Below are 10,899 nucleotides of genomic sequence, written 5' to 3'. Positions count from 1 at the left end.
ACCACTTACCGCCATGACCAGCTGGATGTTTTTGGCGAAGGCAAAGAGTTTGACAGTCACTTCTGGAACTCGCTGATCCGGCAAATGATGCTGGAGGGACTGATAGAAAAGGATATTGAAGAATATGGCTTGCTGAAGGTGATGGACAAAGGCAACAAGTTCCTGAAAAAGCCTTACTCCATAATGGTATCGCTTAACCACCAGTTTGATGATGAAGGTGGCGGTGACGATGATGAAGTAGCCGGAGAAGCCCAGGCCGCTACCGATCCGGTGCTGTTTGAAATGCTGAAGGACCTGCGCAAAAAGGTGTCCAGGGAAAAAAACCTTCCTCCATTTGTAATATTCCTCGAAACTTCCCTGGAGGATATGGCTACCCACTACCCCACCACCGTACAGGAGCTGGAAAAGATACAGGGGGTAAGCAAGGGAAAAGCCATCCGGTATGGTAAACAGTTTGTAGACCTGATTGCCAGATATGTGCAGGAAAATGACATTGTAAAGCCGGACGATTTTGTGATGAAGAGCGTGGTGAACAAGAGTGGGCTAAAGGTGTTCATTATCCAGAACATTGATAAAAAAATGCCGCTTGAAACCATTGCTCAAAATAAAGAGCTGAGCATGGCGGAGCTGCTGGACGCTATGGAAACCATTGTAGCCAGCGGCACTAAGCTGAACCTGGATTATTGCATTGATGAAGAGCTGGACGATTACGCACAGGACGAGATCATAGAGTATTTTAAAGGCTGCGAAACATCCAGCCTTGCACTGGCAAGAGAAGAGCTGATAGAAAGTGATTATACTATTGAACAACTAAAGCTGATGCGCATCAAGTTTCTGGTGGAATACGGAAATTGATCCGGGAATACTACTGCACGTGTACGCGTACATACCTAATATCAGATATTTCCTGTACCGTGCATCCTACCGCGTGTAAGTATTACAAAAGCAGCCCGGGCCGCAAAAGCAATACGTAAAAACGCCTTCAGCTACAGGATATATTCATCGTGAAATAACCGCAGCTGTAACAATTTGATTGAATAATATTTGGAAATTAAAATCTAAAAATATTATCTTTGCACTCCCTTCACGGAAAAAACAATGTTTTTCTCGTAGCAAGGAACAGGCGGTGCGGTAGCTCAGTCGGTAGAGCAAAGGACTGAAAATCCTTGTGTCGGCGGTTCGATCCCGCCCCACACCACTGAAAAAAAGGCTTTCAAGCGAGTCGCTTGGAGGCCTTTTTAATTTTTTCCCTATTTCCGTATCGCTCTCATTTAAAACGCGGGAATGTATTCATACCTGATAAAATAAGAATTATCAAACGGATGATCCAGCTGCTATCCTCACCCCCGCTCCCTCACTTCTGTACTCCCATCCTCATACCCCAACACCACCTTATCGGCCATCTGCACAAACAACCCGGTTTCCACTACACCCGGTATGTTATGCAACGCATCGTTAATCAGCTGCGGCTCCTTAATAGTGCCAAATGAGCAGTCAATAATATAATTGCCGTTATCGGTTATGAACGGATCCTCTCCTTTAGTACGCAGCAACGGCCGGCAGCCTAAACTCTGCAGCTTACTGCCTGTAGCCTCCCATCCAAAGGGAATTACTTCTACTGCCAGCGGAAAACGGCCCAGGGTAGGCACATACTTATGCTCGTCTGCAATAATGATCAGCTGCTTACTATGGTAGGCCACAATCTTTTCACGCAGCAGCGCGCCGCCGCCGCCTTTGATCACATCCAGGTTTTCGCTTACTTCATCGGCGCCATCAATATCTATATCTATACGCTGCGTTTCGGCAAAGGTGGTAAGCGGTATGTTCAGCTCAAGGGCCAATGCTGCAGAGGCTTCGGAAGTAGCTATCGCCTTTATGTTCAGCCCTTCCTTTATCATGGCGCCTATTTTCTGAATGGCCCAGTAAGCAGTAGAACCAGTGCCCAGGCCAACAATCATACCCGGACGGATAAACGTTGCCGCTTTTTCACCGGCAGCCTTCTTGGCGTTTGTTATACGATCTTGCATACAATGCGGTTATAATTGGTCATGTACGAAGATACAAGAACGCCTTTAACTTATATAAAAAGCGGTTATTTTTGACCGCGCATCCTGTGTGTTTCAAAATAATTCCATGATCAACCAATTGCAGCACCCTTCCCGTACTACCGCCTGGCGCCTGAAAGCTATTATTACCGGCTCTGCCGGTAACCTGGTGGAATGGTACGACTGGTATGCTTATTCCACTTTTGCCCTGTACTTTGCGCCGGCCTTTTTTCCAAAAGGTAACCCCACTGTGCAGCTGCTGAACACCGCTGCTATTTTTGCCGTGGGCTTCCTGATGCGGCCTGTCGGCGGCTGGCTCTTTGGCCGTATTGCCGACCGTACCGGCCGCAAAGCTGCCATGACGCTTTCCGTGTTGCTAATGTCATTGGGATCATTGATGATCACTTTTACCCCTGCCTACAGCAGCATAGGCCTGCTATCACCTATACTACTGCTGCTGGCACGCCTGCTGCAGGGCCTCAGCGTGGGCGGGGAATACGGTACTTCTGCCACCTATCTCAGCGAAATTGCCACACCGGAAAAACGCGGATTTTTTTCCAGCTTTCAATACGTAACACTTATCGGCGGCCAGCTGGTATCACTAGGCATTCAGCTTTTGCTGCAAAAAGTTTTTCTTACCCCCGAACAGCTGCTTAGCTGGGGCTGGCGCATTCCATTTTTTATCGGCGCCTTGCTGGCGCTTACCGTTTTAATTATGCGCCGGAACATGGAAGAGTCTATACACGTAAATGACCATAAGAAAGAACGGGGCGCAGTTGGTGTGCTGCTTAAAAAACATCCACGGGCTGTGCTTACTGTAATTGGCTTAACCATGGGCGGTACACTGGCGTTTTATACCTACACTACTTACATGCAAAAGTTCCTTGTAAATACCGTACATCTGTCCAAAGAGCAATCTACCCTTATTGTTTTCCTACTCATGTTTATTTATGCATGCCTGCAGCCTTTGTTTGGATGGGTGTCTGACAAAATCGGGCGTAAGCCTTTACTGTTGGGTTTTGGTATATTGGGCACGCTGCTTACTGTACCCATATTAACAATGCTAAGCCATACCACATCTATTGTTGCCGAATTTTTCATGATACTGGCTGCACTTATTATCGTAAGCGGCTATACGGCTATTAATGCTGTGGTAAAGGCAGAACTTTTTCCTTCAGCAATAAGAGCCCTGGGAGTAGGCCTGCCCTATGCCTTAACTGTAGCGCTTTTTGGCGGAACGGCAGAATATATTGCGCTGTATTTTAAAAACATTGGTCATGAGTCTTACTATTACTGGTATATTACCGGTTGTATCTTTATTTCATTGATCGTTTATGCGGTGGTAAGAGATACCAAACGTACCTCTTACATTGACCGGGAAAACGTGTAAATCATAAATCCTTCTTGTTATTCAGCAGCGGTACTGTGGCCCTGGAACCGCACGCCTGCCCTGCAGCAGTAAACAATAAAAACGGGTTTTAGCAATAACTCATCCCGGCGCCCATTTATTGGAAAACTTTTTGTTGGTAACCTTTCCTTTATGCTGTCAATAAGGGCACTATTGACATAAACTTTTATCTTTATCAATATAATTACTGTTTGTGTTCACCGTACTCCATTTACTGTCTGAAACTAACTGGCACCTGGCCCTTAAAATACTCAGCTATGCGCTGGTGCTGCTTACGTTTACAGGCGTGGTAGGCACCATTTTGCTGGAAAACCGCAACCCCATTAAAGCAATGGCTTATATACTGCTGCTGGTATTTTTACCCATTGTTGGGCTGGTGGTATATTATTACCTGGGGCGCGACCTCCGCAAACGTAAACGCTTTACCCTTAAAGGCTCTAAGGACGAGTCGCTGATGCTGCGCTACTGGGAAAACAAACGTCCCGAAATAGAAGAAATGCAGGTAGAACTCCGTCACCTGGTGGCCAGCAAGCAGGAAATATCTTCCATGCTGCTTAATACCATGCATTCCCTGCTTACCCGCAATAACCGGGTAAAAATACTGCTGAACGGCGAGCAAAAGTTTCCGGCCGTAATGGAAGCCCTTCGCGGTGCGCAGCACCATATTCATATGGAGTATTACATTTTTGCGGTAGACAGCGTTGGCAATGCGGTAATAGATATATTAATTGAAAGGCTGCAGGCCGGTGTGGAGGTACGTTTTATTTACGATGACCTAGGCTGTGATCATATGGGGCCTGTAACCAAACGTCTTAAAGAACATGGAGCGGAAGTATATGCTTTTTCGCCGGTTTTACTGGATTTTTACCTGAACGCCAATTACCGCAACCACCGTAAGATTATTGTAGTAGATGGAAAAGTTGCTTTCACCGGCGGCATTAATATGGATGAACGCTACCTGAACAATGGAAACAATGAAGTGTTCTGGCGCGATACTCACCTGCAGCTTGAAGGCGATGTGGTAAACCAGCTGCAGCTGCAGTTTATGATGAGCTACCGGTACTGTAGTAAAAAAAGCCTTCCGTTTGCAGCGCCTTATTACCACCGCGCAGGCTTTAGCGGCGAGTGTTTTATGGATGTGGTAGCCAGCGGGCCGGACTCACAATGGCCAATGGCCATGCAAACCATTATAATGGCTGTTAATGTTGCACGCCGCCGTATACGTATCAGCAACCCCTATTTTATACCAAATGAGCAATTATTAACAGCACTGCAAATGGCGGCGCAGGCAGGTAAGGATGTGGAGCTGCTGCTGCCTAAACGGGGCGACTCCTTTTTTGTACAGCACGCCGCACAATCCTTTATTAAGCCCATGCTGGACGCAGGTGTAAAAGTATATTTTTACCAAAAGGGATTTATACACGCCAAAACCATGATCATAGATGATAACCTGGCTGTGGTAGGCACCGTGAACCTGGATAACCGCAGCTTTTACCTGAACTTTGAAATTGCTGTGATCATGTACGACCGGTCCGTTGTAAAGGAGCTGAACGCTGCTTTTGAAAACGACCTGGAGAATGCAGCGCTCATGACGCGCCGCACCTGGAAGAATCGCTCCATTGGTGAAAAGTTTGTAGATGCCTTATGCCGGTTGTTAACACCGTTGCTATGACTGGTCGTCCTCTTCAGTCGCTGTTGGGTCATCCTCCAGGTTCTCGTGACGGTCGCCGCCCAGGCTATAAAAATTATTTTCCTCATCTTCCTCCCCGATATTTTCCCCGTCATTATCCAACTCGGCGCCCGGTATATCCAGCTTTCTTTCCTCATCCGGCTCTTCGTCTTCTTTTTTCCTTTTCTTCAGCTCATTATTCAGCTGAACATTGCGGGTAATGTTTTCCACATCCAGGTCTTCCTGCTTACCCTGGTTCATTATGTCTTCACTGGCAGGGTAAGTGGGATAACCGGGAAAAGTTTTTTCTCTTTTTTCTTCCTGCTCCTTCATATCAGGTTGCGGGGGCAGATCTTTTTTCGGGGGTTGGTTTTGTTTATTTTTCATATCGGCACATTTTTAAGTTTTCAGGGAAATACTGAAAATGCTATGCCATAAATATTATGGTTTCTCCACCGCTATCATTTTTAAGCACACCGGCATAGATACCGTGATCTCCTCACCGGTGGGTTTAATAGCGCCCGTGCTTATGTTACGTTTAAACACCACTACATTATCGCTGTCCTGGTTAGCCACCAGTAAAAAATTGCCCGATGGATCTATCATAAAATTACGGGGAGTTTTACCGCCCGATCGCTGCTGGCCTTTCCGCTGCAGCCGGCCACTGCGCTGATCAATAGCATAGTACACAATATTATTAAGGTCGCTGCGGTTAGAGGCGTATAAAAATTTCCCGTCGGGTGAAACATGAATATCTGCACCGGAAACAGCGCCCTTATATGCAGGCGGCAGGGTTGATATGGTTTGTATGGGAGTAAGCCTGCCGGTGTCATATTTAAAGGCGGTTACTTTCCCGTCCAGTTCGTGAATAAGGTACGCCCATTTGCCATTCGGATGAAAAGTAAGATGCCTGGGGCCCGAACCCGGCGGCAGCTGCACATAGGATGGAGTGGCCTCCTGCAGCAGCAAAGGGGATGATGGATCGTATTTATAAATGCCTACTTTATCAATACCCAGATCGGGCACATACAGGTATTTATTGTCCGGCGAAAATACTACACAGTGCACATGTGGTTTTTCCTGCCGGTTTTTATTAACGCCCGATCCCATGTGCTGCACCGTTTGCAGGGGAGCATTTATACTCCCGTCTGCCTGCACCGGTAATACCGATAAGCTGCCGCCGGCATAATTGCCTACTACCACATGCATACCGGCGCTATCGGTGTTCACGTAGCAGGGGCCATCCCCGCCGGAGGGCTGCTTATCCAGGAACTGCAGCTGACCGGTTGCATTATCAAAAGCAAAGGCGCTTACGCTGCCGGTTCTCTCCGCACCTACTTCGTTTACGGAATACACATGTTTTTTATCCGGCGCAATAGCCAGGTAGGAAGGGTTATCCACATCTTTAGTTGCACTTACCGGCTTTAGCGCACCGGTTTGTGAATTAAAGGCATACACATAAATCCCTTCATGCTGGTTTTTGGTATAGGTGCCTATCAGCAAATACTGGTCATAGTTTGTTGGCGATTGCGCATTCAGCAGCCAGGGCAGCAGCAGTGCGCCAATGGTAAGGAATAAAGTGCGCATAGAGCATAATGTTTCTTATACCCAATATAAGGAAAAAGAAGCTGCCGGCCTATTGCTTGCGGTTGAACCGGTTAAAATTAAGCTGTACAGCTACCCCGGTGGAATAAAGTTTTACCTGGCCATAGCCTATATCACGCAAAGGTATTTTGGCAAAAGGCTGTATTCCCAGCGACATGCGGTTATTTAGCGGGAACTGGTAGCTGAAACCCAGGTTCAGCACCGACAGGTAATGCTGGTTTTCATTACTCAATGACTTTTCCCAGTCGGACATATAATCCCGTTTATAGGAATAATTTTCTTTCAGCATTAAGTAGCTGGATAAACCGGCGCTGGCAGTTAATGTGTAGGCAGGTTTATCCATAAAAGTGTAATTAATATTAACAGGTATATCCAGCACCCTGCAATTGGCATTAATACGCTTTACCTGGTTCATGGGATAGCTCCAGGTTTTTACCACTTTATAATCATTTCGGGTACCGCCATAAGGTTTGTCGCTATACACTACACCGGTGGTAAATGACCAGCGGTTATTCACATGGTAATTGACAAGTAAGCCACCATCCAAACCAAAATGGCCATACTCCAGGGAGGGTGCTACGTTAAATACAGGCCCCAGCGTTAGCCCTATGGAAAATCCCCTGCGTTGCGGAATTGCTTGTTTTTTAGGTGATTTTTCCGCTATTTCCTTTAATGCCAAGTGGCCGCCGCCGTTTATTTTGGAGGGAACCGCGGGGTTAGTAAAGTAGTGTGTGCTTAGTAAGCGCAATATTTCATTTTCCCCGGAGGCAGCATTTTTACCTGCAGGACTGGACGAATGCAGTATATCCGTTCCCGTTATATTTCCTGAAACCGGCTGCGCCGCATTGTTTGATGTTGGTAAAGCTTTGCCTGCCGCCGGCCTGTTTATAATTGTTGATGGTGTTGTGGTCTTACCGTTGTTCTTATTTGCAGTGCCGGCATATTGTTTTTCAGTGGCGGCTATTCCGGTACTATTTTTCTTTTGCGATGCGGAAGGTACTGCTGCAGGTGAAGCAGGAGTAGCTGCAGGTGGTATTGCCTGGTTGTTATTATTTGATGTAACAACCCTTTCATTCTTATGCCAGCCGGTATCTGCGGGTGCAGTTGTTCCACCAGCAGTTTTTGCAGTTTCAGCAAGATGGTTTGTTGCCGGGGCTGTGCTGCGCCACCATATGAAGGCGCCGGTGCCCAGTAACAATAATACAAGCGGCGCCAGCCACCACCAGAAAGGCTTTCTGTTGGTGTCGTCGTCATTGAGCGCATCCAGTTTCTTTTCCATTTTTTGCCAGGCTTCCGGCTCAAAAGGAAAATTTTCTTCGCTCAATCTCTCCCGAAACTTTTTATCAAACGCGTCACTCATTTTACATAACCCTTATGGGTTTTTATATTTTATCTACGGTGTTATAGGAAGTTGCTTTTTCTATTTTTTCTTTCAATATTTTTTTTGCTTTAAAAAGATTGGATTTGGAAGTTCCTTCCGATATTCCCAATTGTGCTGCTATTTCCTGGTGCTGGTACCCCTCTATTACATACAGGTTAAATACCATCCGGTAAGCCGGTGGTAAGGATTGTACCAGTAGCAGCAGCTCATCATAAGAGAGCTTGTCCATGGCTTTGTCATCCATACCCAGGTCGTACACCTGTGTTATATCTTCTGTGAAAGAAATTCTTTTTTTACTGCGCAGGTGATCGATGGCTGTGTTTACCATTATCTTGGCCAGCCAGGCTTTGAAGGGACGTGTAGTATCAAACTCGGAGATGTGTTGAAATATCTTCAGAAATCCATCATTTAAAATTTCAATGGCCTCTTCCTTATTTTGTGCATACCGCAAAGCAATACTCATGGCATATCCATAGAATTGCCGATACAATAATTCCTGGCTGTTCCGGTTTAGCTGCCGGCAGCCATCAATAATGTTGTTCAGTTCGTGCACGAAATATCTGTTACCGTTTTTCCTTACGTTCCCTAAAGTACACAACTTTTTTTCAGCGTGTATAAAGATATTCGTTTTACAATTGTTGCTTTACCATTACGTTTACGGAACTGTAAACGTTGCTTTCCTCCACAATTTTCAGCGAAAAAGTAAGTGATTTTTCAAAAATCGATTTTAAAGGGGTTATTTCCCTTTTACCCCTGTTTTGAGGGTAATACCAGCATTAACCAATGATCGTTGAAATTTAAGGAGATAATGAGGTTATAATTTATTAATATAATTAATTGTAAATCAATTAATTATGAAAAAACAGGTTTTTAGAAGGCGTAAATGAGTTCACAAATCTTAAAAACAGGTCACAAGTAGAAAATATTCTCTTAGAAATAAAAAAGGAAGGTGTCACGTGGAACACCTTTCTTTTTGTAATTTTAAGATTTAGAATAATCGCTTAACGTCCCATGTACACCATTAAGATTTGTACATCACTGGGATTAACCCCGCTGATGCGGCTGGCTTGTCCTAATGTGCGTGGACGGATTTTATTAAATTTTTGACGGGCCTCTGAACTGAGCGATACCAGTTTGCCATAATCAAAAGTATCAGGAATAACCAGGTCCTCCAGCTGGCTCATTTTTTTCACCAACTCATTTTCCTTTTCAATATACACTTCATACTTGATCTGAATTTCGGCCTGCTCTAATATTGCTGCTGAAAAATTCTGCAAAGCGTTAGCTACTTTCTGCACACTGCTTTTCATAGATAAAATATCCATTCCCGGCCGCAGTAAAATTTGCCAGGCACGCTGACGTTGAGTAAGCGGTGCAGAATTTTTTTCCTCCAGGTGATGATTAATATCCTCCGGGTCCAGCGGCAGCTCTTTCAGGATAGCTTTTACCTGGGCAACGCCTTCCTGTTTATGCTGTACTTTTTCCATTCTTTCCTGTGAAGCCAAACCAACGCGATAACTTTTTTCTGTTAACCGCAGGTCGGCATTATCCTGGCGCAGCAGTGTTCTGAACTCTGCCCGGGAAGTAAACATGCGGTAAGGTTCTTCGGTGCCCTTGTTAATAAGGTCGTCTATCAGTACCCCAATGTATGCTTCGCTGCGCTTTAGTACAAAGGGTGGTTGGCCGTTGGCTTTGAGGTGTGCGTTCATACCTGCAATTAAACCCTGGCAGGCTGCTTCCTCATACCCGGTGGTTCCATTTATCTGGCCGGCGAAGAACAGGTTTTGTACTTGTTTTGTTTCCAGGGAAAACTGCAGCTGGGTAGGTGGAAAATAATCATACTCTATGGCATAACCCGGGCGGAACATTCTGCAATTCTCAAAACCGGGCACCATTTGCAAGGCTTTGTATTGCACCTCCTCCGGCAGGGAGGTCGAAAATCCGTTCACATATATTTCCACCGTGTTCCAACCTTCCGGTTCTACAAACAGCTGGTGCCGTTCTCTTTCTGCAAAACGGTTAATCTTGTCTTCAATACTTGGGCAGTACCTGGGACCTACACCCTGTATTCTTCCCTGGAACATGGGTGACCGGTCGAACCCTGTTTTTAATGTTTCATGTACGGCTGCACTGGTATAGGTGATCCAGCAGCTGCGTTGTTGTGCCGGTTTTATTTTTTCAACCTCCAGGTAAGAGAAACCGGTAATAGTTTCATCACCTTTTTGCTCCTCCATTTTATTGTAGTCGAGGCTGCGGCCATCAATACGAGGAGGTGTTCCTGTTTTTAAACGGTCGCTTTCAAATCCCAGGGACACCAGCTGTTCGGTTATGCCGGTAGCTGCTTTTTCTGCTACCCGGCCTCCGCCGAATTGCTTATCACCAATATGCATAACCCCATTCAGAAAAGTACCGTTGGTAAGTACCACTGATTTTGCTTTTATCTCATGTCCAAGCCCGGTAACTACTCCGTAGCAAACGCCATTTTTTACCAATAGCCCCTTGACCATGTCCTGGTAAAAATCCACATTTGGGGTTTGTTCCAGGGCTTCCCTCCATTTAGCAGCAAACAACATACGGTCGTTTTGGGTACGTGGGCTCCACATGGCAGGTCCTTTAGAACGGTTCAGCATGCGGAACTGTATCATAGACTGGTCGGTTACTATACCGGAATATCCTCCCAGGGCATCTATTTCACGAACTATTTGTCCTTTAGCTATGCCCCCCATGGCTGGGTTGCAGCTCATTTGGGCAATGGTTTGCATATTCATAGTTACCAGTAGTACCCTGGATC

Annotated in this window: 9 protein-coding genes and 1 tRNA gene; 4 read left to right on the top strand and 6 right to left on the bottom strand. The window is 45.8% G+C overall.

The annotated features are described in order from the left end of the window. Together VFS25_RS06695 and VFS25_RS06690 are read left to right on the top strand one after the other, a co-directional pair. The coding region (locus VFS25_RS06695; RefSeq protein WP_326461353.1) for an HRDC domain-containing protein at nt 1–855 on the top strand (855 nt) is incomplete at its 5' end. A gap of 270 nt (nt 856–1,125) precedes the next feature. Next, nucleotides 1,126–1,198: transfer RNA gene (locus VFS25_RS06690), tRNA-Phe, on the top strand. Nucleotides 1,199–1,340: 142 nt separating this feature from the next. On the opposite strand, the gene rpiA is transcribed toward VFS25_RS06690, so the two are convergent. Continuing rightward, complete coding sequence (rpiA, locus tag VFS25_RS06685) at nt 1,341–2,027, bottom strand: ribose-5-phosphate isomerase RpiA (RefSeq protein WP_326461352.1); 687 nt, start codon at nt 2,025–2,027, stop codon at nt 1,341–1,343. 106 nt (nt 2,028–2,133) lie between these two features. Between rpiA and VFS25_RS06680 the strand changes: the two genes are divergently transcribed. Next, nucleotides 2,134–3,435, top strand: a complete 1,302-nt coding sequence (locus VFS25_RS06680; RefSeq protein ID WP_326461351.1) for an MFS transporter — start codon at nt 2,134–2,136, stop codon at nt 3,433–3,435. A 211-nt stretch (nt 3,436–3,646) separates the two neighbouring features. Then, nucleotides 3,647–5,125 (top strand): cardiolipin synthase, encoded by a 1,479-nt coding sequence (gene cls, locus VFS25_RS06675; RefSeq protein WP_326461350.1) that lies wholly within the window; start codon nt 3,647–3,649, stop codon nt 5,123–5,125. Here cls and VFS25_RS06670 read toward each other — a convergent pair. The 5 genes from VFS25_RS06670 to mnmG form a co-directional block, all read right to left on the bottom strand. After that, entirely contained in the window at nt 5,120–5,509 is a 390-nt protein-coding gene (locus tag VFS25_RS06670) for a hypothetical protein (RefSeq protein WP_326461349.1), read from the bottom strand. The two genes, cls and VFS25_RS06670, sit on opposite strands and share 6 nt — an antisense overlap. A gap of 54 nt (nt 5,510–5,563) precedes the next feature. Further along, nucleotides 5,564–6,709, bottom strand: coding sequence for a lactonase family protein (locus VFS25_RS06665; RefSeq protein ID WP_326461348.1), 1,146 nt, complete (start codon nt 6,707–6,709; stop codon nt 5,564–5,566). A 49-nt stretch (nt 6,710–6,758) separates the two neighbouring features. Next, complete coding sequence (locus VFS25_RS06660; RefSeq protein ID WP_326461347.1) at nt 6,759–8,051, bottom strand: outer membrane beta-barrel protein; 1,293 nt, start codon at nt 8,049–8,051, stop codon at nt 6,759–6,761. Between the two features lie 58 nt (nt 8,052–8,109). Then, nucleotides 8,110–8,661: a sigma-70 family RNA polymerase sigma factor gene (locus VFS25_RS06655; RefSeq protein ID WP_326461346.1), complete on the bottom strand. Its 552-nt coding sequence runs from the start codon at nt 8,659–8,661 to the stop codon at nt 8,110–8,112. A gap of 448 nt (nt 8,662–9,109) precedes the next feature. Continuing rightward, nucleotides 9,110–10,899: tRNA uridine-5-carboxymethylaminomethyl(34) synthesis enzyme MnmG (mnmG, locus tag VFS25_RS06650; RefSeq protein WP_326461345.1), on the bottom strand; the 1,790-nt coding region annotated here is incomplete at its 5' end.

Source organism: Chitinophaga sp., from assembly GCF_035761305.1.
Lineage (GTDB): Bacteria > Bacteroidota > Bacteroidia > Chitinophagales > Chitinophagaceae > Chitinophaga.
The sequence above is the reverse complement of the archived record's forward strand: the minus strand, read 5'-3'. Positions and strand labels throughout refer to the sequence as shown.